Source organism: Streptomyces sp. NPDC036984 (assembly GCF_055607665.1).
This window is the reverse complement of the sequence record NZ_JBVJRL010000004.1, coordinates 85,804-107,124: the sequence shown is the minus strand read 5'-3', so window position 1 is coordinate 107,124 and position 21,321 is coordinate 85,804. Positions and strand designations below refer to the sequence as shown.

Below are 21,321 nucleotides of genomic sequence, written 5' to 3'. Positions count from 1 at the left end.
AGGGGCGGCCCCGTCGGGCCGCCCCTTTTGCCATGCCCAGAGGCTCCGGACCGCTCGTCGGCACCCGGGGCGGCGCCCGTCCCGGCCACCCGGCGGCGCACGCCCGGGGGCTACGTCGTCATGTCCCCGGCATTCCGCCCCGGCGCCGCGCCCACCGGCGGGAACCGGACATCGCGTTCCGCGTTGATCCCATGGAAGGATGACGCAACCGACACATAACGAGGAGATGACCGCGTGCCTGGCACAAACCTGACTCGCGAAGAGGCGCAGCAGCGGGCCGAGCTGCTCACCGTTGACTCGTACGAGATCGATCTCGACCTCTCCGGCGCGCAGGAGGGCGGTACCTACCGGTCCGTGACCACGGTGCGCTTCGACGTGGCCCGCGGCGGTGCCGAGTCCTTCATCGACCTGGTGGCCCCGACCGTCCACGAAGTGGTCCTCAACGGCGACCAGCTGGACCCCGCCGAGGTCTTCAAGGACTCGCGGATCGCCCTGCCCGGTCTGCTGGAGGGGCGCAACGTCCTGCGGGTCGCCGCGGACTGCGCCTACACCAACAGCGGCGAGGGCCTGCACCGCTTCGTCGACCCGGTGGACCAGCAGGCGTACCTGTACACCCAGTTCGAGGTCCCGGACGCCCGCCGCGTCTTCGCCTCCTTCGAGCAGCCCGACCTGAAGGCCACCTTCCAGTTCACCGTGAAGGCGCCCGAGGGCTGGACCGTCATCTCGAACTCGCCGACGCCGGAGCCGAAGGGCAACGTCTGGTCCTTCGAGCCGACCCCGCGCATCTCGACGTACATCACGGCGCTGATCGTCGGCCCGTACCACTCCGTGCACAGCGTGTACGAGAAGGACGGGCAGAGCGTGCCGCTGGGCATCTACTGCCGTCCCTCGCTCGCGGAGTTCCTGGACTCGGACGCGATCTTCGAGGTCACCCGGCAGGGCTTCGACTGGTTCCAGGAGAAGTTCGACTACGCCTACCCCTTCCAGAAGTACGACCAGCTCTTCGTACCCGAGTTCAACGCGGGCGCCATGGAGAACGCGGGCGCGGTGACCATCCGCGACCAGTACGTCTTCCGGTCCAAGGTGACCGACGCGGCGTACGAGGTGCGCGCGGAGACCATCCTGCACGAGCTGGCCCACATGTGGTTCGGCGACCTGGTCACCATGGAGTGGTGGAACGACCTGTGGCTGAACGAGTCGTTCGCCACCTACACCTCCATCGCCTGCCAGGCCGCCGCGCCCGGCTCGCGCTGGCCGCACTCGTGGACCACGTTCGCCAACTCCATGAAGACCTGGGCGTACCGGCAGGACCAGCTGCCCTCCACGCACCCGATCATGGCGGACATCCGCGACCTGGACGACGTGCTCGTCAACTTCGACGGCATCACCTACGCCAAGGGCGCCTCCGTCCTCAAGCAGCTCGTCGCGTACGTCGGCCAGGACGAGTTCTTCAAGGGCGTGCAGGCCTACTTCAAGCGGCACGCGTTCGGCAACACCCGCCTGTCCGACCTGCTGGGCGCCCTGGAGGAGACCTCCGGCCGCGACCTGAAGACCTGGTCGAAGAAGTGGCTGGAGACGGCGGGCATCAACATCCTGCGCCCGGAGGTCACCACCGACGCCGAAGGTGTCATCACCTCCTTCGCCGTCCGCCAGGAGGCCCCGGCCCTGCCCGCCGGCGCCAAGGGCGAGCCGGTACTGCGCCCGCACCGCATCGCCATCGGCCTGTACGACCTGGACGCCGGCTCCGGCAAGCTGGTCCGCACCGACCGGATCGAGCTGGACGTCGACGGCGAGCTGACCGCCGTACCGCAGCTGACCGGCACGCGCCGCCCGGCCGTGATCCTCCTCAACGACGACGACCTGTCCTACGCCAAGGTCCGCCTGGACGAGGAGTCGCTGAGGACCGTCACCGAGCACCTCGGCGACTTCGAGCAGTCCCTGCCGCGCGCCCTGTGCTGGGCGTCGGCCTGGGACATGACGCGGGACGCCGAGCTGGCCACCCGCGACTACCTCTCCCTGGTCCTGTCCGGCATCGGCAAGGAGTCCGACATCGGCGTCGTGCAGTCCCTGCACCGCCAGGTGAAGCTGGCCATCGACCTGTACGCCGACCCGGCCACCCGCGAGTCCCTGCTGACCCGCTGGACCGACGCCACCCTGGCCCACCTGCGCACGGCCGAGCCGGCGAGCGACCACCAGCTGGCCTGGGCCCGCGCCTTCGCGGCCACCGCCCGCACCCCGGAGCAGCTGGACCTGCTGGAGGCGCTGCTCGACGGCACGCAGACCGTCGAGGGCCTGGCCGTGGACACCGAGCTGCGCTGGGCGTTCGTGCAGCGGCTCGCGGCCGTCGGCCGGTACGACGAGGCGGAGATCGCGGGCGAGTACGAGCGGGACAAGACGGCGGCCGGTGAGCGGCACGCGGCCACCGCCCGCGCGTCCCGGCCGACGCCGGAGGCGAAGGCGGAGGCCTGGTCCTCGGTCGTCGACTCCGACAAGCTGCCGAACGCCGTGCAGGAGGCCGTGATCGGCGGCTTCGTCCAGACCGACCAGCGGGAGCTGCTCGCGCCGTACGCGGACAAGTACTTCGAGGTCCTCAAGGGCGCCTGGGAGTCCCGTTCGCACGAGATGGCCCAGCAGATCGCCATCGGCCTGTACCCGTCGATCCAGGTCTCCGCGGAGACCCTGGCCAAGACGGACACCTGGCTGACCTCGGCCGAGCCGAACGCGGCCCTGCGCCGCCTCGTCTCGGAGTCCCGCTCGGGCATCGAGCGCGCCCTGAAGGCCCAGGCGGCGGACGCGGCGGCGGGCTCCGCCGCGTAGTCGTCGCCGAAAGATGAAGGGGCGCCCGGTGTCACACCGGGCGCCCCTACGCGTGCCGGACGGGCGTGCAGGGCCCGTCCGGCGGGAGTGGTTCAGCGGTTCGCGTCCGCGATCAGCTCACCACGATCACCACGACACCGCTGTCGACGAAGCCGTTGCGGAAGAAATCGCCTCGGCCGAAGCGGTTGCAGTCGGACCACCAGCCGCCGCGGTCGAAGCAGCCGCGGTTGGTGGACACCTGGTCCGGGGTGGCCGCCGAGGCCGTACCCGCGGCACCGATCGCGGCGCCGCCGGCCAGGACGAGCCCGGCCGCGGATGCTGCGAAGAGACGCCTCGCGCGTTGTGCTTTCATTGGGGCCTACCTTCCTTCCACGCCCTCGCAGGGGTTTCCGGTACGGGGGCGATGGCCGCGGCCGCGGGGGAACGAGCACGGCACGGTCGTGGGTGTTGCCGCGGGGGCGAGAGCACGGCCTGCGCCACCAGGGCGGTCAGCCCGTTGGGCAGGGCACTCGCCGACAGGGGGCACACCGCCCGATCGCGGCCCTCCCCCAACACGCTAGCCGCCACCCGGTGGATCAGCATCTCGGACCGCGCTGACCTGCGACGACGTGCCGGCCGCGCGCCGCAGGGAGTGGAGCGCCCGCCCCACCGCCGACGCCTGGGCCGAGCCCCTGCGCACCGCCGCCACCACGTGCCGCACCGGGCGGTCCGATCCCAGTTCGCGCATGGTCACGCCGGTGCGGCGGCCGGCCGCCATTCTCGGTACGAGGGCGACGCCCATGCCCGCCGCCACCATGGCGAGGATCGCCGTCCAGCCGGAGGCCGAGTGGCCCTGGTGGGGGCTGAAACCGGCCGTCTCGCAGGCGCGGCGGGTGATGTCCGACCAGGGGCCGCTGCCGCCGAAGATCCAGCGTTCGGCGGCGAGGTCCGTGAGGGTCAGCCGCGGGGCACGGGCGAGCGGGTGGTCCGGGGGCAGGGCCACGCCGAGGGGGTCGGCGAGCAGGGGGACGTGGGTGAAGCGGGGGTCGGCGCTGGGGGCCTCGGCTGCGAGGGACAGGGCGAGGTCGACGTCACCGGCGGTCAGCAGCCCGTACGCCTCTGCGGCCTCCGCCTCGCGGACGCGGACGGCCACCCGCGGGTGCGTGTCGCGCAGGGCCCGTACGGCGGGTACGACCAGGGCGGGCACGGCGGTCGAGAAGGCGCCGACGCGGACCTCGCCGGCCTCGCCGTGCGCGTAGGCCGCGAGGGCCGCGTCCGCCCGCTCCAGCTGCTCGAACACCGGCTCCGTGTGCGCCAGCACCAGCCGGGCCGCGTCGGTGAACCGGACCCGGCGGCCCTGCGCCTCCAGCAGGGGCACGCCGAGCTGGGCGGCGAGGTTGGTGAGCTGCTGGGAGACCGCGGACGGGGTCATGTGCAGGGCCTCGGCCGTCGCGGTCACGGTCCCCTGTGCGCGCAGGGTGCGCAGGATCCGCAGCTTCCTCAGTCCCACTCGGCCATGCGCGCACGCTACACGCCGGCCTGGTGGGCTACCGCGGCGCGACCGGGTCGACCGTGCTCCAGTCCTCCGTCGTGCCCCGGCCCATGACGCCGAGCCCCACCACGGCGACGTGCGTCAGCTCCGTGGCGCCGGAACAGGTGCCGTTGCCGCCAGGCCCGGCGGGCGCCGAAGGGGGCGACGGCGATCAGCGCGATCAGCCAGCGCCAGAAGGCGTGCTGGACGGGTGGGACGCTGTCGTGCAGTCCGCGTGAGGTGACGAAGCTGCCGGACCAGACGACCGTGGCGAGCGCGGCACAGGCGAGGCCGAGGAGGGGGGGGCGGCGGCCCGGTGCGGGCGGGCCGCCGGAGCGGTGGTGACGGTCTGGTGCGCGACTGCGGTCACAGGGGGCCTTTCGTGAGCGGTAGTGGGGTGCCCCTACCGTCGCAGCGCCGGAACTGTCAGGTCCATCGAATCTTTACGGCCGTTCTTTTCAGCAGAACTGAACGGTCGCCGTCGGCCGCCGCCGAGCTGTGCCGTCAGCGTCGCCCCGAACGCCAGCGCCATGCCTGCGACCTGCACCGGGGTGAGCGCCTGGCCGAGGGCCGCCCAGCCGACGACCGCCGCGGTCAGCGGGGACAGCGGGCCGAGGAAGCCGGCCTGGGTGGCGGTGAGCCGGCCGATGCCGCGGAACCAGAGCCAGTAGGCGACGGCCGTGTTGGCCAGGGCCAGATAGAGGTAGCCGCCGACGGCACGGCCGTCGAGGGCGGGCGGGGCGCCCTCGGTCAGCAGGGCGACGGGCGCGATGAGCAGGCCGCCCGCGGTGAGCTGCCAGCCGGTCAGCGCCAGCGGGCCGACTCCGTCGGGGCGGCCCCAGCGCTTGGTCAGTACGGTTCCGGCGGCCATCGAGGCCGTGGAGGCGACGGCCGCGAGGACGCCGACGAGGTCGAGCGCGCCCGCTCCCTTCAGCACCACGAGGCTGACGCCGAACGCGGCCGCGAGCCCGGTGAGCAGCGTGCGCGGCTCCGGCCGCTGCCCGAGCAGCAGCGCCGAGAGGCCGACGACGAAGAGCGGCCCGGCCGAGCCGACGACCGCGGCCATCCCGCCGGGCAGCCGGTACGCCGCGACGAACAGCAGCGGGAAGAAGGCGCCGATGTTCAGCGCCCCGAGCACGGCCGCTTTCCCCCACCAGGCGCCGCGCGGCAGGACCCTGGTGACGGCGAGCAGCAGCAGGCCGGCGGGCAGGGCCCGCATCAGGGCCGTGAACAGGGGGCGGTCCGGCGGCAGGAACTCGGTGGTGACGGCGTAGGTGGTGCCCCAGGAGACGGGGGCGAGTGCGGTGGCGGCGATGACGGCGGTTCTGGCCGGGTGACGGGTGGCCATGGCGGGCCCCTTCGAAAGTCGCGCTGACTACCTTGACACTAATTAGCTTAGTCGCAAGCTACTTAGCGTCAAGTGACTTTCTTGCGGTCGAGCGGAACCGGGCCGATACTCTCCGCATGCAGCAACAGCCAGCGGATCCCGTCGACGCGATCGTCGAGCAGTGGGCCCGGGTGCGTCCCGACCTGGACACCCGGGCGATGGAGGTGTTCGGCCGGATCTTCCGGCTCTCGCGCGCCATGGGCGACCGGATGGAGCGGGCCTACAAGCCGTACGGCATCTCGCGCGGCGAGTTCGACGTCCTGGCCACCCTGCGTCGCTCCGGCGAGCCGTACACGCTCTCGCCGCGCCAGCTGTCTGCCACCCTCATGCTCACCACCGGCGGGATGACCGGCCGGCTCGACAAGCTGGAGCGGGCCGGTCTGCTGCGCCGCTCCCCCGACCCGCACGACCGGCGCGGCCTCCAGGTCACCCTCACCGAGGAGGGCCTGCGCCTGATCGACGAGGCGGTCGGCGCCGGCCTGGCGGAAGAGACCGCCGCCCTGTCCGCCCTGGACGACGAACAGGCCGGCCGACTGGCCGGCCTGCTGCGGGAGTTGCTGAGCGCCACGGTCGAGTAGGCGACACGGCCGAGTAGCCGTTCCGGGGGCGGAGTGTGCGGGGGCGGTGCGTGTGGGTGCGGTGCGGCGCCGGCCCGTCGGGTCAGTTCGCGGGGCCGAGGTGGCGGGCCAGGGCCTGCTCGATGGCCGCCGGGTCGGTCGAGTCGGCGGCCCAGGCCGCGTAGCCGTCGGGGCGCACCAGGACGGACGTGCGACGGTCGCCCGTCCACCGGGCCACGGCCAGCCGGTCCGCACGGCCGGCCCCCGCCTCGTACGGCTCCGGCGTGATCAGGACGAACCGTCCGCCGCGCAGCGCCTCGTACAGCCGGCCGCCGTCGGCGAGGGCGATGTCCGGGATCCTGGCGCCGGTGAGCGGGTGGGCGCCGCGGGGTGAGGGGTAGCGGTAGCCGATGCCGGTGATCTGGGCGGCGACCCTGCGCCGCGCCGGGCCGGCGGCGTCGAGGAACGCGGTGAGGGCCGCGCGCGCCGCCAGCGTCCAGGGGCGCTTGGCCATGGCGAGGCGGACGATCCCGCCGCTGCTGCGCAGCACCGCCCGGCCGACGGGGTGCCGCTCGGCCTGGTAGGTGTCGAGCAGCCCGGGGTCCGCGTGGCCGCCGGCCACCGCGGCCAGCTTCCAGCTCAGGTTCGCCGCGTCCTGGAGCCCGGTGTTCATGCCCTGCCCGCCGGCCGGGGTGTGCACGTGCGCGGCGTCTCCGGCGAGGAAGACCCGGCCGACCCGGTAGGCCGGTGCCTGGCGCTCGTCGCTGTGGAAGCGGGACATCCAGCGGGCGTCGTGCATCCCGAAGTCCCGGCCGAGGGCGAGCCGGGTGATCTCCTTGACCTCGGCGAGGTCCAGCGGCTCGCCGTCCGGGACGTTGCGGCCCCGGTGCCAGCCGATCACCCGGTAGTAGCCGTCACCGAAGGGCGCGAGGAACGCGAACGCGTCCCCGACCGCGTTGACCGTGAGCAGCGTCGGCGGCTCCTCGGCGAGCCGGACGTCGGCGAGCACGACGGACCGGATCACCGACCGGCCCGGGAAGGGCAGGCCGATCGCCTGCCGTACGGCACTGCGCATACCGTCCGCGCCGACCACGTACGCGGCCCGGAAGGTCTCCCTACGGCCCTCCGGGCCGCGCGCCTGCACGGTCACCCCGTCCGCGTCCTGGCCCAGCCCGGTCAGCTCGGTCTCGTACCGGAACTCGGCCCCCGCCGCCACCGCACGCCCCTCCAGCACCTTCTCGACCTCGTACTGCGGGAGCACCAGGAGGTGCCGGTAGCGGGAGGGGAGGACGGAGAGGTCGAGGGTGAGCCGGCCGAACAGGCGCAGGCGGTCGAGCGGGCGGCCGACCGCCTCCAGGTCGTCGGCGAGACCGCGGGCGTCGAGCTGTTCGAGGGTGCGGGCGTGCAGGACGAAGGCACGGGAGAGATTGCTGATCTCGTGGGGGCGCTTTTCGAGGACGGTGACCGGGATGCCGGCGGTGGCGAGGTCGCCGGCGAGGAGGAGGCCGGTGGGGCCGGAGCCGACGATGACGATGTGCGGGGCGGGGTTTTGGGGGCTTTTGGGTTTCGGGGGGGCGCTGGCGGGGCTGGTGATACTGCCGGTGTTGCTGGTGCCTTCGGTGCCCGTGGTTCCAGTGGTGCCGTTCATGGTGGCCTCCTGGGTGCCAACGTCTGTTGGTCAACGCTCGTAGGTCTACGTGCCGTTGGTCTACGTCATAGGTCTACGTTCGTTGGCCAACACTTGTTGGTCAACGCCTGTTGGTCAACGCCTGTTGGCAGCGTATGCCGCCTCCCGGAAGGAGGTCAACACTTGTTGGCCTACGTGTGTTGGCCTACGCTCGTTGACATGACAGCCAGCAGGCCCCAGGAGTCCCAGCCACCCCACCAGCCCCCGCAGCACCCACAGCCCTCTCACCCCCCTCAGACCCCGCAGCCCCCTCAGGCCGCCCAACCCCAGGCCCAACCCCAGCCCCAACCCCGCCGCTCGGACGCCACCCGTACCGCCATCCTCGCCGCCGCCCGCGAGCGCTTCGCCTCCGACGGCTACGAGCGGGCCACCATCCGGGCCATCGCCAAGGACGCCCGCATCGACCCGTCGATGGTGATGCGGTACTTCGGCAGCAAGGAGGGACTGTTCGCGGCGGCCGTCGCGCTCGACCTCCGGCTGCCCGACCTGGCGCGGGTGCCGCGGGACGAGGTGGGTCGCGCGCTGGTGGGCCATTTTCTCGGCCTGTGGGAGGAGAACGAGGAGCTCACGGCCGTGCTCCGGGTCGGGGTCACCAACGAGGCCGGGGCCGAGCGGATGCAGGGCATCTTCCGCGAGCAGCTGCTGCCGGTGGCCCGGCAGGCGTGCCCCGACCCCGAGCAGGCCCCGGCGCGGGCCGCGCTGTGTGCCGCGCAGCTGCTCGGGGTGGCCCTCACCCGTTATGTGCTGCGGCTGCCGCCGGCCCGGGCGCTCACCCGCGCGGAGCTGGTGGCCTGGCTGGGGCCGACGGTGCAGCGGTATCTGACCGCGCCGAGTCCCTGACCGGCCGGGCACGGAAAAACGCCGGGGGCGCCGGTCTCATCCCGGGTACGGCATGCGCACGTACCGACGGGAGGACGGCGCCCCCGGCGAACGAACCGATGGTTCGGCTCAGGCCTTGGCCCGGGCCTCGGGCTTGACGTTGATGTTGGACGAGGTGGTGTCCTTCTTGGCCTGGGACCTGTCGAGAGCCATGACCAGGCCGGCGATGACCAGGAACAGCACCACAGGGGCAATGACGTACAGGCCCAGCGTCTCGATGACGCTCAGGCCCTTGCCGGGGTCGTCGCCGTCGTCGCGGGTCAGCGCGAGCGCGGGGGACGACATGAGCAGCATCATCAGCGTCGTACCGGCGGCCAGGGCGCCGGCGCGCAGGGCGTTCTTCTTGTCCACGGAAATCAAGTTAGCGAACCGCCGTCGGGGCCGCGCGCTCGGGGTGCCTTACCGGCGCGGGGCGGTGCCGTTCCGCAGCACCTCCAGCAGTGCCCTGAGGCGCCCGGAAGCCACCAGTTCCTCCAGCGGCACCGGCCTGCCCTCCCGGTCCGCGATCGGCAGCCGCCAGTTGGGATATTGGTCCCAGGTGCCCGGCAGGTTCTGCGGGCGGCGGTCGCCGATGCCGTCCGGGAGCCAGACCCCGATGAGGCGGGCCGGGGTGCGCAGCAGGAAGCGGTGGACGGCGCGGATCTCCTCCTCCTCGTCGGAGCCGGGCGGTCCGGCCGCCGGGCTGTCCAGCAGGCCGAGGCTGCCGAGCAGCGCGAGCCATTCCGCGGTGTCGGCGGTGGCCTCGGCGCGTTCCTCGGCCGCCGAACGGGTGAGCAGGCCGAGTCGGTCGCGCAGGTCGACGTGGTCGCCGGTGAGGCGGGCGGCGGTGGGCGGCAGGTCGTGCGTGGTGGCGGTGGCCAGGCAGTCGGGGCGCCAGCGCTCGGGCGGCAGCGGGCGGCCGTCGCCGTCCCAGTCCCGTTCGAACCAGAGGACGGAGGTGCCGAGCACCCCGCGCCGCTGGAGTGCCTCGCGTACGCCGGGTTCGACGGTGCCGAGGTCCTCGCCGATCACGACGGCTCCGGCGCGGGTGGCCTCCAGGGCGAGGATGGCGAGCATGGCGTCGGCGTCGTAGTGGACGTAGGTGCCGTCGGTGGGCGGGCTGCCCTGGGGGACCCACCAGAGCCGGAACAGGCCCATGACGTGGTCGATGCGCAGGGCGCCGGCGTAGCGGAAGAGGGCGCGCAGGAGCTCGCGGTAGGGGGCGTGGCCGCAGGCGGCGAGCCGGTCGGGGCGCCAGGGCGGCAGGCCCCAGTCCTGGCCGCGGGCGTTGAAGGCGTCGGGTGGGGCGCCGACGGACATGCCGGCGGCGAACACGTCCTGCTGGGCCCAGGCGTCGGCGCCGGCCGGGTGCACGCCGACAGCGAGGTCGTGCACGATCCCGACGGGCATGCCGGCCTCGCGGGCGGCGCGCTGGGCGGCCCTGAGCTGGCCGTCGGTGAGCCAGGCGAGGCGGGTGTGGAAGGCGACGCGGCCGGCGAGTTCGGTGCGGGCGCGGGCGGTTGCGGCCGAGCGGGGGTCGCGCAGCCCGGCCGGCCACCGGTGCCAGTCGGAGCCGTGGATCTCGGCGAGGGCGTACCAGGTGGCGTGGTCGTCGAGGGCTTGGCCGTGGGCGGCGCGGAAGGCGTCGTAGGCGGCCTGGCGCCCGGGGCCGAGCGGGACCGCGAGGACCAGCTCCAGCGCCTGCCGTTTCAGGTCCCACACGGCGTCGCGGTCGATGAGGGCGCCCTTGTCGAGGACGGCGGCGCGCAGCCGCTCGGCCCTGTGCAGCAGGCCGCTCAGCCGCTCCCGGTCCTCGACGTAGGCGAACTCGGGGATGTCCTCGACGCGCAGGTGGACGGGGTCGGGGAAGCGGCGGGAGGAGGGGCGGTAGGGGGAGGGGTCGGTGGGGGCGCCGGGTACGGCGGCGTGCAACGGGTTGACCTGGACGAAGCCGGTGCCGGCGGTGCGTCCGGCCCAGCCGGCCAGTTCGGCGAGGTCGGCGAGGTCGCCCATGCCCCAGGAGCGGTGGGAGAGCAGGGAGTAGAGCTGGACGAGGAGGCCGTGGGAGCGGTCGGGCGGGGCGGGCAGCCGGTCGGGGGCGACGACGAGGTACGCCTCACCGGTGCGCCCGTCGGGGGCGGTGGCGGTCAGCCGGTGGACACCGAGCGGGAGGTGCGCGATCACCGCGTGCGCCTGGCCGGGAAGCTCCGCGGTCACTCGACGGGCCGCGCGGGAAGGGCCCGCGGACCCCGCCGCGCCCTCTCCGTCCGTCTCCCCCGTCTGCTCCGTCTGCTCCGTCTCGACGTGCAGCCGGGTGCCGGGGGGCAGGGCGGTGAGGGCGGCGGGCGGTTCCGCGCCGGCCCAGTGGACCACCGTGGGCGGCAGCAGGCGCTCGCGCAGTTCGCGGTCCCGGGCGGCGAGGGCGGTGCGGACGGCGTCAGGTCCGGTCGCGTCGACGCCGAGGGCGGCGAGGGCGGCGGTCACGGCGGCGGCGGGGACCTGGACGGTGCGGTCCGGGGCGGGGCGGTAGGAGGTGGCGACCCCGTGCAGCTCGGCGAGCCGGGCGAGGTCCTCCGCGAGGTGCTCGTCGTGCGCCGCGGCCATTTACAGTCCCGGCGCGAAGGAGGCGGGGATCGGGTCGGACTCGCTGGTCAGCGGGGCGGCCTCGGCGAGCGGGGGCTCACTGGTCAGGGGCTCGGCGTCGGGCAGCGGGGGTTCGCTGGTGAGCGGCGCCTGCGTGCACGCGCTCTCCGCGCTGAAGACGCACAGGGGTGTCTCGTGGGTCTCGGCGGACGGGTCCGCCACGGGTTTGGACGGGGCCGGGAGCGTGAGTCGAGCGGGTGCGCCCACGGAGGGCCTCCTTGTCGGTGTGCCGGATGCTGCGGCTTCGGACGGGTTACGGCAGGCCTACCCAGAGACGCCGCCGCCACGCGCGGCAAAAACAGGCGCGCAGGGTGATCCGGCACCGGTCCGGTGATCGATAGAGGGGGTGTGAGACTGTTCCGCCCCATGGGGGGCCAGCGGGAGAAGGACGACGGGAGCGGCGGGGACGCCGCCCTGTTGCGGGCCGTCGCGCGGGGCGACGCGGGGGCGATGGCCGCTCTGTACGACCGGCACGCCGGGTGGCTGCACGCGCGGCTGACGCGGCGGTGCGCCGATCCCGAGCTGGTGCGGGAAGTGCTCCAGGACACGTTCGTCACGGTGTGGCGGTCGGCGGCCGGGCACCGCGGGCAGGAGGCCGGGGGCTGGCTGTGGACGATCGCGGCGCGCCGGCTGGTGGACGCGCGCCGGGCGCAGGAGCGGGTCGTACGGGTCGCCGGGCCGCTGCCGGAGCCCGGGGCCGCGGTTCGGTACGAGCCCGCGGCCGCGCCGTCCGCCGAGGACCGGGTGCTGGCCGGGCTGGAGTACGGCGATGTCGGTACGGCGCTCGACCGGATCTCCGCCGAGCTGCGGGAGGTGCTGCGGGCGACGGTCGTCGACGGGCTGAGCACCCGTGAGGCGGCCCGGCTGCTCGGCATACCGGAGGGCACGGTCAAGTCCCGGGCCCGCCGCGCCCGCGTCGAGCTGCGCGAGGCCCTCGCCCAGCTGAACCCGTCCCCGGTGGGAGGCACGGCATGACGAACCCCGACAGGCGGCACTGGCACGCCTCCGACGACCTGGTCGCCCGCTATGCCGAGGGCGTCCTGCCGGAGCCGGACGCGTGGTCCCTGGAGAAGCACGTGGAGGGCTGCGCGGGCTGCGCGTCCCGGGTGTCTGCCGCGGTGCGCGGCACGGCGGCGGGGGCGGTGCTCGCACAGGTGCGGGCGGCGGTGCTGGAGTCGGTTCCGGTACCGGAGGGTGCCGTACCGGCGCGACCGGAGTCGGTTCCGGCACCGGAAGCCGCCGTACCGGCGGGGGTGGAGTCGGTTCGGGTGCCGTGGGGTGCCGTACCGGCGGGGCCGCTGCCCGGTGGGGCTCCCGGGCGGCCGGCCGCGCTGTCCCGGTTCACCCGGCTTGTGTGGGCGGCCGGGCCCGCGGTGCGCGGGGCGTGGCTGCCGGCCGTGCTGGGCGTGGCCGTGGGCGCGGTGGCCCTGTCGTACGGTGCCGGGTTCCCGGGGGCGCGGGCGCTGCTGCTGGCGCTCGCTCCGGCCGTGCCGGTCGCCGGGGTCGCCCTGTCGTACGGCCCGCACGCCGATCCGCTGCACGAGGTGACCGCGGCCACGCCGGGCGGCGGGCTGCGGCTGGCGCTCATCCGCACGGTCGCCGTCCTCGCGGTGAGCCTGCCTCTGCTGACCCTCACCGGACTGCTGCTGCCCGCCTCGGGGGCCCCGGCCGCGGCGGCCTGGCTGCTGCCGGGGCTGGCGCTGGCGCTGGCCTCGCTGGCGCTGGCCTCCTTCGTGGGGTGCCGGGCGGCGGCCGGGCTGACGGGGGGCGGCTGGTTGTGCGCGGTGGCAGCACCGGTGGCCGTCGCGCCGGGCGGTGCGGTGACCGCGCGGCTGGCCGAGCAGTTGTCCCGCTGCCTGGACGGTGCCGCCGCGCAGAGCGGGTGGGCGGCGGCGGCCGTGCTGAGCGCCGCCCTGCTGGCCGGCCGCCGCCTCGCGTACGACCGCCCGCTGCGCCCGTAACGGCGTTCACCGCTTGTCCGCGGCCTTCCGAGCCGCCCCTGACCGATTCCCGGGACCCGACCGACCGTCGTGGCCCCGCGCCCTGTCCTGGAGAGACGTGAGTTCCCTACGTGTGTCCGGCCTGCGGGTCCGGCATCGCAAGACCGTCGCCCTCGACTCGCTCGACCTGGCGCTCGGCACCGGTGTGCATGGGCTGCTCGGGCCGAACGGGGCCGGGAAGACCTCGCTGATCCGGGTGCTGGCCACGGTGGCGCGGCCGGACGCCGGCCGGGTGGAGCTGCTCGGCGAGGACACGGCCGGCCACCGCGGCCTGGCCGGGGTGCGGCGCCGGCTGGGCTATCTGCCGCAGGAGTTCGGCTACTACCCGGGGTTCACCGTGCGGGAGTTCGTGGCGTACGTGGCCTGGCTGAAGGAGGTGCCGGCGGCGCGGGTGCCGGCGGCCGTGGAGCGGGCGGTGGCCCGGGCCGGCCTCGCGGACCGTATCGACGCGAAGGTGCGGACGCTGTCGGGCGGCATGGTCCGCCGGGTGGGCATCGCGCAGGCCATCGTCAACGATCCGGCCTTGCTGCTGCTGGACGAGCCGACCGCCGGTCTGGATCCGGAGCAGCGGGTGGAGTTCCGGGAGCTGCTGCGGGAGCTGGGTGCCACGGCGACCGTGGTGGTCTCCACCCACCTGGTGGAGGACGTGGCGGCCGCCTGTACCGAGGTCACCCTGCTGGACGGGGGGCGCGTCGCGTACCGGGGCACGCCCGAGGCGCTCAGCCTGCTCGGGGAGGCGTCCGGCGGGCCGGGCGACCATCCGATCGAGCGCGGGTACACGGCGGCGCTGCGGGCGCACCGTGCGTCGGGTGTGCGGGAGGCGGTGTGAGGACGATCGGCACCGGGCCGAAGGCGCCCGGGCGTGCGCCGCACCCGCTGCGGGCCGAGGCCGTCCGGGGCTTCGCGCCCTGGGCCGGGGCCGCGGTGCTGCTGACGTGCGGCGCGCTGCTGGGCGCGACGGCGGACCGCTGGCAGGGCTGGTGGGCGGAGACCGCCACCGAGGTGCACGGTGCCCTGCTGATCACCCTGCCGCTGGCCGCGGCGGCGGGCTGCTGGCAGGGCGGCCGGGAGCGGCGGCGCCGTACCGAGGAGCTGTGGGCGACGACCGTACGGCCGCCCCTGGCCCGCCTGCTGGTGGCGGCGCTGCCGGTCGCGCTGTGGGTGGCCGCCGGCTATCTGGTCGCGGTGGCCGCGGCGCTGCTCGCCACCTGGCCCTACGCCCAGGGCGACCGGCCGCACCCGGCCCTGCTGCCGGGGGACGCGGTCGCCATGGCGGCGGGTGCGCTGGCCGGGCATGTGGTGGGCCGGGTGGTGCCCACGCGGCTGGCGGCGCCGCTGCTGGCGATGGCCGGGTACGTCGGGTTCGGCCTGATGTCGGTCGGCGGCTCGGACTTCGCCCGCCCGCTGAGTCCCGCCGCCCCGGTCCCGGTCGGCGGGCTGCCGGTGTGGTGGCAGCCGTGGGCGATGGCGGTGTGGACCGGCGGGCTGGCCTGTGCCGCCGGGCTGGGGTACGCGGCCCGGCGGCGGGTGACGGCGCTGCTGCCGCTGGCGGCGGCGCTGGCCGCGGGGGCGCTGCTCGCGCAGACCGGGGACGGCCTGTGGCACACCGACCCGCTGGCCCGCCGCCAGGTGTGCGACACCTCCACGACTCCGGCGGTGTGCGTCAACGCTCGGTACGCCGGGATGCTCCCGCAGGTCAGCGATGCTCTGTCGGGGATCAGGGGCAAGCTGCGGGGCGTGCGGAACCTGCCGGTGCGCTGGGCGGACCATGGCGGCGCCCTGCGCGCCGACGAGGCCGGGTTGCCGGGCGTCACCCCGCTCGGCTGGTCGGCCGCGCGGGGGCGGCTGACCGATCCGAAGCAGTTCGCGTGGGAGGCCGTCGCCGCGCTCTCGGAACGCGGTGACTGCCCCGAGCGGACGGTGTCCGCCCGGGTACTCACGGCGGACGACGCGGTGGAGAGCTACCTGGCGCCGAGCCCGGTCCAGGACGACATCGACCGCTTCGACCCCGAGCGCGGCAAGCTGCGCCGGACGCGCGCCCGGCTGGCCGGCATGGCCGAGCACGAGCGCCGGGAGTGGCTGTCGGCGTACTTCGCGGCCCGCGCGGGCTGCCACCCGGAAAGGGTCCCCGCACTGTGACGACGACCAATGGCCTTGTGCTGTACGCCCGTTCCCGGGCGCTTCCGCTCACGTTGGCCGCGCTCGCCGGTACGGCCGCCTTCGCGGTGTGGGCGGCCGGCCGGCTGGACGCCTACCTCGATCCGGACCGTCGGGTGCCGATCGTCGCGCTGGCACCGCTGCTGGCGTCCGCGGCGATCGGGACGAGCCTGTACAGCGCCTCGGACGAGCTGGACCGCACGGCCGTACGGCCGTGGTGGCCGCGTCGGCTGGTGCAGCTGGTCGGGCTGACCGCGCTGGCCGCCGTGCTGGTGACGCCGGCCGTGCTCGGCCATATGCAGACCTTCGGCCCGCCCGCCGTGCTCCGCAACACCCTGGGCTGCACGGGTGTCACCGCGGCAGCGGCCGTGCTCCTGGGCGCCCGTCTCAGCTGGCTCCCCGCCTTCGCCTACGTGAGCGCCGTGTATCTGGGCTCCGGCACCGCCCACGGCCGAGCGGCCGCGGTGTGGGCGTGGCCGATGCAGCCGGGCGCACAGCCGGGCGCGTGGGCGGCGGCGGTGACGGCGTTCGTCCTGGGCACGGCCGTGTATGCGGTACGGGGTGCGCGCCCCGAGGGGGCCGACGGCTAGTCCCCGCCCCCTCTCACAGGCGCACACACACAGGCCCGGGTCTAGGCGGACACGCCGTCGATCCGGGCCAGGGCATCATCCGCGCCGTAGGGCTGCAGGTACGGCAACCAGCGCGGGTCGCGATGCCCCGTGCCGATGATCCGCCAGGCCAGCCCGGTCGGCGGAGCCGGTTTGTGCCGCAGCCGCCAGCCCAGCTCGACGAGGTGGCGGTCGGCCTTGACGTGGTTGCAGCGGCGGCAGGAGGCCACCACGTTGTCCCAGACGTGTTTGCCCCCGCGACTGCGCGGGATGACGTGGTCGACGCTGGTTGCGACGCCACCGCAGTACATGCATCGGCCCCCGTCGCGCGCGAAGAGCGCCCGCCTGGTGAGAGGAACGGGCCCCCGATAGGGAACCCGGACGAATCGCTTGAGCCGGACCACGCTGGGTGCGGGGAGGGTGACGGTCGCGCTGTGCATATAGGCGCCGGATTCCTCGAGGGAGACGGCCTTGTTCTCCAGGACGAGGACGAGCGCGCGGCGGAGCGGTACGACGCCGAGCGGCTCGTACGACGCGTTGAGGACCAGGACATGCGGCACGGGTGCCTCCTTGGGCGTCGGCGGCGCGTGGCTCGCGCCGGGACGAACTGTGGCCAGTCTCCCCTCATGCCTGGTGGAAGCGCCACCATGTCCCGGTAACGGGCTGGGAGTGTTTTCGACCACATCCGACTCATCCCCCGGATCATGGCCTGTTCAAGCCCGCGTGAGCCCTGTCTCTCCTGCGCGCCTCCTGTGCGGATCGGCACGAGGCACCCACAATGCCCCGTTAGTGTGGTGGTCCTGTCCGTCCGGTGACCTTTTCGTGACCTTGACCGCCCGCCGGTACGGACCGCGCAGCACCTTGGAGGTACCTGCCGTGTCGTCCTTGCCCGCCGCCGTGATGGCCGCCGGTGCATCGCCGTCCCCGTCGCCGTCACCCTCGGGGTCGGCCCCGGCCGTGCCGACGCTCCAGGACGCCCAGGAGAGCGCGACGAACGCGGCGAGCTGGGTCGAGCAGAACTGGCAGACGTGGCTCGCGATGGGTCTGCAGATCCTGCTGATCGTGGCGGTGGCGGTCGCGCTCAGAGCGGCGGTGCGGCGGGCGATCACCAAGCTGATAGACCGGATGAACCGCACCGCGCAGGCGGTGGACGGCACCGCGCTGGGCGGGCTGCTGGTCAACGCCGAGCGGCGGCGGCAGCGGGCGGCGGCGATCGGCTCGGTGCTGCGCTCGGTGGCGAGCTTCGTGATCCTCGGTACGGCCGCGCTGATGGTGCTGTCCACCTTCAAGATCAACCTGGCGCCGCTGCTGGCGTCCGCCGGTGTCGCGGGTGTGGCGATCGGTTTCGGCGCCCGGAACCTGGTCACGGACTTCCTGTCCGGCGTGTTCATGATCCTGGAGGACCAGTACGGCGTCGGGGACACGATCGACGCGGGCGTGGCGTCCGGCGAGGTGATCGAGGTCGGGCTGCGCGTGACGAAGCTGCGCGGCGACAGCGGTGAGATCTGGTACGTCCGCAACGGCGAGGTGAAGCGGATCGGCAACCTCTCGCAGGGCTGGGCGACGGCCGGGGTCGACGTGACCGTGAAGGCGAGCGAGGACCTGGACCGGGTCAAGGCCACGCTGGAGGAGGTCGCGGAGAAGATGAGCAAGGAAGAGCCCTGGAACGAGCTGCTGTGGGGCCCGGTGCAGGTCCTCGGCCTGGACTCGGTCCTGATCGACTCCATGGTCGTCCGGGTCTCGGCCAAGACGATGCCGGGCAAGTCGGTGACGGTGGAGCGCGAGCTGCGCTGGCGGATCAAGCGGGCGTTCGACGCGGCGAGCATCCGCATCGTGGGCGGTGCGACGGCGGTCGAGGACCAGGCGGACACCCCCGACCCGACGGCGACGGTCGCGGCCCCGTCGGTGTACTCCAACGCGGACTCCCCGCAGTCGGCGGCGGCCGCCCCGATCGCCGCCCAGCGCCCGGCGCCTCCGGTGAAGTAGCGAAGCGGTTCGGCACGCACTTCGAGCGCAGTGCCCCCAGCAGCGCGGCGGCCCGACGCCTCCTCACTTCCCCTCCGCCAGTCGCGTCATCTGGCACAGCGCGATGAACGCGCTCGCCCTGCGCTGGCCCAGCAGGTGCAGCAGTCCCTCGTCCGCGTCGAGCCGGACCCGGGCCTCGCCCGAGGTCCCGACGGCGGTCAGGGAACCGGTGACGGCGTGCCGGCTGCGGAACGGGCGCCAGCGGAAGTCGAGCGACTCCTCGCCCTGTTCCACGTCGAAGGCCCGGTCGGAGTCGGCGAGCCTCGCCCGCAGCCGCTTCGCCGCCCATGCCGGGAACGTGCGCTTCTGCGTGGCCGCGAGGGCGTTCGCGGTCACCGGGATGCCGGTCCCGCGTGCCCGGCGGACCAGGGCGACGGACACGTACAGGGCGAGGAGCAGGCTGACGAAGCCCCAGATCAGTGGTACGAAGGCGAGGTCGCGGACGAGCGACCAGGACATGCCGTCCTCCACGAGGCCGCGTGCGCCCACTCCCACCAGCAAGGGCGCCGAGCCGGACATCAGGGCCAGCCACAGCTTCCACAGCAGTCCTCGATCGGGCATCCCCCACCGTCCACTCGTCGACAGACTGCGAATGTAGGCCCTGTGACCAGCGGAAACCACATCCGTGGCGCACTCGTGACGCGCCCCCGCATGCAGATCACCTTCACAGAAACCCCGCGTTCCCTCCGCACCCGGTGATCCTTTAGGGTCACGTGCACAGCGGACCTTGCTCTGGAGCGCGACGTCGCCCGGGGTCAGTCTCGAATGTGGGGATACATGCGCAAGCTCGCCATAGGCACCGCTCTGTCCGGCGCCCTGGCCCTGGCCGGCCTGGCCGCGCCCGCCGCGTCGGCGGCCGGTACGCCGGACCTGACGTTCTCCGGCGTGACCGTGAACAAGGGCAAGCCGGTCGTGGTCGGCGCCGTCAAGGCCGTGACCGTGCCGGTGTCGTACACCCTGACCCGGCCGAAGGACCTGGTCATCGACCAGAAGACGACGATGCAGGCGGTGATCCTCTACCGCGGCACGCTGAAGTCGGTCGACAACGAGCTGGGCCCGGAGAAGGCGCCCGTCTGCACGACCACCGCCACGACGGACACGACCGTCACCGAGAGCTGCACCGAGACGATCACCGCCGCTCCGGGCGAGACGCTGTACGAGGCAGCCGACGCCGGCACCTGGAAGGCCGCGGGCGTGTACGCCCACAGCGACGGCACCGTCTCGGACGACTACCTGCACAGCGAGAACGACATCACCATGTGGGGCAACCTCGCCTCGGTGAAGGTGCTGCGCGCCGCCCGGCTGACCACGGACGCCACCCCGGAGCCCGTGAAGAAGGGCAGGACGCTGACCGTCAAGGGCAAGCTGACCCGCGCCACCTGGGCGTCCGGCACGTACACCGGCTACCAGGGGCAGAAGGCCGTTCTGCAGTTCAAGGCGGACGGCGGCTCCTACGCCGACGTCAAGACGATCACCTCCGGCACCGGTGGCGCCCTGTCCACCACGGTGAAGGCGGCCAAGAGCGGCAGCTACCGCTTCGTCTTCGCCGGTACGGCCACCACGGCCGCGAAGACGTCCGCCGGTGACCACGTGACGGTGAAGTAGCACCACCACCTCCGTACCACCGCGCCCCCGAGGTAACGACTCCGTCGCCTCGGGGGCGTTGTGTATTGACGCCCGCTTCCTCCTGGGCTTACGTTCCTCCCACCGAACAGGAAACTTTCCTAACAGTGATCTCGGGGCGGCCCCGATGATCAAGACTGGACGTCATACCCAGGTCACTGGGAAGCTGGGCGGCTGGAAAGGCAGGTGTCGACCCCATGGCAGGAACCGCCGGTACGCCGGGCACCCCGCGCGTCCTGCGCGCCATGAACGACCGCGCCGCCCTGGACCTGCTACTGGAGCACGGGCCGCTGTCGCGCACCCGGATCGGCAAGCTCACCGGCCTCTCCAAGCCCACCGCCTCCCAGCTGCTGGCCCGCCTGGAGGCGGCCGGACTGGTCCGGCTCACCGGCACCAGCGAGGGCCGGCCGGGCCCCAACGCCCAGCTGTACGCGGTCAACCCCGCCGCCGCCTACGCCGCCGGTCTCGACGTCACCCCGGTCCGCATCCGGGCCGCGGTCGCCGACATCACCGGCCGCACGGTCGGCGAGTACGAGCTGCCCACCCCCGGCCGGCGGCCGGCCCATCCGGTCGTCCGGCAGGTCACCGACGCGCTCGACGGCGCCGTCAAGGCCGCCGGGCTCGCCCCCTCCGAGGTGCACCGGCTGGTCATCGGCACCCCGGGCGCCTTCGACCCCAACACCGGGCGACTGCGCTACGCCTCCCACCTGCCCGGCTGGCACTCCCCGACGCTGCTCGACGACCTCGCCGCGGCGCTGCCGATGCCGGTCGAGTACGAGAACGACGTCAACCTCGCCGCCATCGCCGAACAGCGGCTCGGGGCGGCCCGCGGCCACCGGGACTTCGTGCTGCTGTGGAACGAGGAGGGCCTCGGCGCCGCCCTGGTCCTCGGCGGCCGGCTGCACCGCGGCTGGACCGGCGGCGCCGGCGAGGTCGGCTTCCTGCCGGTGCCGGGCGCACCACTGGTCCGCCAGGTCACCAAGGCCAACAGCGGCGGCTACCAGGAGCTGGCCGGCTCCCAGGCCGTACCGCAGCTGGCCCGAGAACTCGGCATCACGGACCTACCGTCGGGGCCGCACGCCGAGGCCGCCGCCGCACTCGTCGCCCGTGCCGCCGACCATTCGAGCGGCCCCCACCGGGAGCTGCTCCGCCTCTACGCCACCCGGCTGGCCACCGGCCTGGCCTCGCTCGTCTCCGTCCTCGACCCCGAGCTGGTCGTCCTCAGCGGCTCCGCCCTGACGGCCGGCGGCGAGGTGCTGCGCGCCCTCGTCCAGGAGGAACTGGAAGACCTGGCCGCGGCCCGGCCCCGGCTGGTCGTCGGCGACGTCCGCGAACACCCCGTCCTGCGCGGCGCCCTGGAGTCGGCGCTCGCCGCCACCCGCGACGAGGTCTTCGACACCTCGCGCTGATCCCCCGCAGCCCTCCTCCTTCTGTCCACCCGTCCCTGGG

19 protein-coding genes and 2 pseudogenes are annotated in these 21,321 nt (G+C 74.0%); 11 read left to right on the top strand and 10 right to left on the bottom strand.

The features are described 5' to 3' along the window. Nucleotides 1-234 precede the first annotated feature (234 nt). Entirely contained in the window at nucleotides 235-2,817 is a 2,583-nt protein-coding gene (gene pepN / locus ACZ7DL_RS09890) for an aminopeptidase N (RefSeq protein ID WP_470772943.1), read from the top strand. Between the two features lie 112 nt (nucleotides 2,818-2,929). Here pepN and ACZ7DL_RS09885 read toward each other — a convergent pair whose 3' ends face one another. The 4 genes and pseudogenes from ACZ7DL_RS09885 to ACZ7DL_RS09870 form a co-directional block, all read right to left on the bottom strand. Then, a complete protein-coding gene (locus ACZ7DL_RS09885) occupies nucleotides 2,930-3,169 on the bottom strand; it encodes a hypothetical protein (protein WP_470772941.1) in 240 nt (79 codons plus the stop codon). Between the two features lie 204 nt (nucleotides 3,170-3,373). Then, a pseudogene (locus ACZ7DL_RS09880) lies at nucleotides 3,374-4,314 on the bottom strand (LysR family transcriptional regulator). 123 nt (nucleotides 4,315-4,437) lie between these two features. Further along, nucleotides 4,438-4,632, bottom strand: a pseudogene (locus ACZ7DL_RS09875) (EamA family transporter); the annotation flags it as partial. 98 nt (nucleotides 4,633-4,730) lie between these two features. Beyond that, a complete protein-coding gene (locus tag ACZ7DL_RS09870) occupies nucleotides 4,731-5,675 on the bottom strand; it encodes an EamA family transporter (RefSeq protein ID WP_470772939.1) in 945 nt (314 codons plus the stop codon). A gap of 116 nt (nucleotides 5,676-5,791) precedes the next feature. Here ACZ7DL_RS09870 and ACZ7DL_RS09865 point away from each other — a divergent pair, with 116 nt between their 5' ends. Then, nucleotides 5,792-6,292, top strand: a complete 501-nt coding sequence (locus tag ACZ7DL_RS09865) for a MarR family winged helix-turn-helix transcriptional regulator (protein WP_470772937.1) — start codon at nucleotides 5,792-5,794, stop codon at nucleotides 6,290-6,292. 82 nt (nucleotides 6,293-6,374) lie between these two features. Here ACZ7DL_RS09865 and ACZ7DL_RS09860 read toward each other — a convergent pair whose 3' ends face one another. Next, nucleotides 6,375-7,919: an FAD-dependent monooxygenase gene (locus ACZ7DL_RS09860; RefSeq protein ID WP_470772935.1), complete on the bottom strand. Its 1,545-nt coding sequence runs from the start codon at nucleotides 7,917-7,919 to the stop codon at nucleotides 6,375-6,377. A 198-nt stretch (nucleotides 7,920-8,117) separates the two neighbouring features. Between ACZ7DL_RS09860 and ACZ7DL_RS09855 the strand changes: the two genes are divergently transcribed. After that, nucleotides 8,118-8,798, top strand: coding sequence for a TetR/AcrR family transcriptional regulator (locus ACZ7DL_RS09855; RefSeq protein WP_470772933.1), 681 nt, complete (start codon nucleotides 8,118-8,120; stop codon nucleotides 8,796-8,798). Nucleotides 8,799-8,906: 108 nt separating this feature from the next. Here ACZ7DL_RS09855 and ACZ7DL_RS09850 read toward each other — a convergent pair whose 3' ends face one another. Genes ACZ7DL_RS09850 through ACZ7DL_RS09840 form a run of 3 tightly spaced genes read right to left on the bottom strand, consistent with a single transcriptional unit; the run spans nucleotide 8,907 to nucleotide 11,666 of the window. Then, nucleotides 8,907-9,188, bottom strand: coding sequence for a hypothetical protein (locus tag ACZ7DL_RS09850; RefSeq protein ID WP_470772931.1), 282 nt, complete (start codon nucleotides 9,186-9,188; stop codon nucleotides 8,907-8,909). Between the two features lie 48 nt (nucleotides 9,189-9,236). Further along, nucleotides 9,237-11,420: a 4-alpha-glucanotransferase gene (gene malQ, locus ACZ7DL_RS09845; RefSeq protein WP_470772929.1), complete on the bottom strand. Its 2,184-nt coding sequence runs from the start codon at nucleotides 11,418-11,420 to the stop codon at nucleotides 9,237-9,239. Further along, a complete protein-coding gene (locus ACZ7DL_RS09840) occupies nucleotides 11,421-11,666 on the bottom strand; it encodes a hypothetical protein (protein WP_470772928.1) in 246 nt (81 codons plus the stop codon). Nucleotides 11,667-11,825: 159 nt separating this feature from the next. Here ACZ7DL_RS09840 and ACZ7DL_RS09835 point away from each other — a divergent pair, with 159 nt between their 5' ends. The 5 genes from ACZ7DL_RS09835 to ACZ7DL_RS09815 all read left to right on the top strand — a co-directional run bounded on the left by ACZ7DL_RS09835 (nucleotide 11,826) and on the right by ACZ7DL_RS09815 (nucleotide 16,206). Further along, nucleotides 11,826-12,434, top strand: coding sequence for an RNA polymerase sigma factor (locus tag ACZ7DL_RS09835; protein WP_470772926.1), 609 nt, complete (start codon nucleotides 11,826-11,828; stop codon nucleotides 12,432-12,434). Then, on the top strand, nucleotides 12,431-13,420 hold the full coding sequence (locus ACZ7DL_RS09830; protein ID WP_470772924.1) for a zf-HC2 domain-containing protein: 990 nt from the start codon (nucleotides 12,431-12,433) through the stop codon (nucleotides 13,418-13,420). Before ACZ7DL_RS09835 ends, ACZ7DL_RS09830 begins: the two co-directional genes overlap by 4 nt. Nucleotides 13,421-13,532: 112 nt before the next feature. Next, entirely contained in the window at nucleotides 13,533-14,288 is a 756-nt protein-coding gene (locus tag ACZ7DL_RS09825; protein ID WP_470773568.1) for an ABC transporter ATP-binding protein, read from the top strand. Continuing rightward, nucleotides 14,285-15,598 (top strand): hypothetical protein, encoded by a 1,314-nt coding sequence (locus ACZ7DL_RS09820; RefSeq protein WP_470772923.1) that lies wholly within the window; start codon nucleotides 14,285-14,287, stop codon nucleotides 15,596-15,598. Before ACZ7DL_RS09825 ends, ACZ7DL_RS09820 begins: the two co-directional genes overlap by 4 nt. Continuing rightward, complete coding sequence (locus ACZ7DL_RS09815) at nucleotides 15,595-16,206, top strand: hypothetical protein (protein ID WP_470772921.1); 612 nt, start codon at nucleotides 15,595-15,597, stop codon at nucleotides 16,204-16,206. Before ACZ7DL_RS09820 ends, ACZ7DL_RS09815 begins: the two co-directional genes overlap by 4 nt. 41 nt (nucleotides 16,207-16,247) lie before the next feature. Here ACZ7DL_RS09815 and ACZ7DL_RS09810 read toward each other — a convergent pair whose 3' ends face one another. Further along, complete coding sequence (locus tag ACZ7DL_RS09810; protein ID WP_030608086.1) at nucleotides 16,248-16,784, bottom strand: HNH endonuclease; 537 nt, start codon at nucleotides 16,782-16,784, stop codon at nucleotides 16,248-16,250. A 340-nt stretch (nucleotides 16,785-17,124) separates the two neighbouring features. On the opposite strand from ACZ7DL_RS09810, the gene ACZ7DL_RS09805 reads away from it, so the two are divergent. After that, nucleotides 17,125-18,210 (top strand): mechanosensitive ion channel family protein, encoded by a 1,086-nt coding sequence (locus ACZ7DL_RS09805; RefSeq protein ID WP_470773567.1) that lies wholly within the window; start codon nucleotides 17,125-17,127, stop codon nucleotides 18,208-18,210. 63 nt (nucleotides 18,211-18,273) lie between these two features. Here the strand turns inward: ACZ7DL_RS09805 and ACZ7DL_RS09800 are convergent, their stop codons facing one another. Then, on the bottom strand, nucleotides 18,274-18,810 hold the full coding sequence (locus ACZ7DL_RS09800) for a hypothetical protein (RefSeq protein WP_470772919.1): 537 nt from the start codon (nucleotides 18,808-18,810) through the stop codon (nucleotides 18,274-18,276). Between the two features lie 216 nt (nucleotides 18,811-19,026). On the opposite strand from ACZ7DL_RS09800, the gene ACZ7DL_RS09795 reads away from it, so the two are divergent. Together ACZ7DL_RS09795 and ACZ7DL_RS09790 are read left to right on the top strand one after the other, a co-directional pair. After that, a complete protein-coding gene (locus ACZ7DL_RS09795) occupies nucleotides 19,027-19,854 on the top strand; it encodes a hypothetical protein (RefSeq protein WP_470772918.1) in 828 nt (275 codons plus the stop codon). A 215-nt stretch (nucleotides 19,855-20,069) separates the two neighbouring features. Further along, a complete protein-coding gene (locus ACZ7DL_RS09790) occupies nucleotides 20,070-21,281 on the top strand; it encodes an ROK family transcriptional regulator (RefSeq protein WP_470772916.1) in 1,212 nt (403 codons plus the stop codon). Nucleotides 21,282-21,321: the final 40 nt, after the last annotated feature.

Bases quoted from the DNA above. Each gene is read 5' to 3' on its own strand.
- ACZ7DL_RS09885 (WP_470772941.1), bottom strand. From the start codon at position 3,169: ATGAAAGCACAACGCGCGAGGCGTCTCTTCGCAGCATCCGCGGCCGGG.
- ACZ7DL_RS09870 (WP_470772939.1), bottom strand. From the start codon at position 5,675: ATGGCCACCCGTCACCCGGCCAGAACCGCCGTCATCGCCGCCACCGCA.
- ACZ7DL_RS09865 (WP_470772937.1), top strand. From the start codon at position 5,792: ATGCAGCAACAGCCAGCGGATCCCGTCGACGCGATCGTCGAGCAGTGG.
- ACZ7DL_RS09860 (WP_470772935.1), bottom strand. From the start codon at position 7,919: ATGAACGGCACCACTGGAACCACGGGCACCGAAGGCACCAGCAACACC.
- ACZ7DL_RS09855 (WP_470772933.1), top strand. From the start codon at position 8,118: ATGACAGCCAGCAGGCCCCAGGAGTCCCAGCCACCCCACCAGCCCCCG.
- malQ (WP_470772929.1), bottom strand. From the start codon at position 11,420: ATGGCCGCGGCGCACGACGAGCACCTCGCGGAGGACCTCGCCCGGCTC.
- ACZ7DL_RS09835 (WP_470772926.1), top strand. From the start codon at position 11,826: ATGGGGGGCCAGCGGGAGAAGGACGACGGGAGCGGCGGGGACGCCGCC.
- ACZ7DL_RS09830 (WP_470772924.1), top strand. From the start codon at position 12,431: ATGACGAACCCCGACAGGCGGCACTGGCACGCCTCCGACGACCTGGTC.
- ACZ7DL_RS09805 (WP_470773567.1), top strand. From the start codon at position 17,125: ATGGCCGCCGGTGCATCGCCGTCCCCGTCGCCGTCACCCTCGGGGTCG.
- ACZ7DL_RS09800 (WP_470772919.1), bottom strand. From the start codon at position 18,810: ATGCCCGATCGAGGACTGCTGTGGAAGCTGTGGCTGGCCCTGATGTCC.
- ACZ7DL_RS09795 (WP_470772918.1), top strand. From the start codon at position 19,027: ATGCGCAAGCTCGCCATAGGCACCGCTCTGTCCGGCGCCCTGGCCCTG.
- ACZ7DL_RS09790 (WP_470772916.1), top strand. From the start codon at position 20,070: ATGGCAGGAACCGCCGGTACGCCGGGCACCCCGCGCGTCCTGCGCGCC.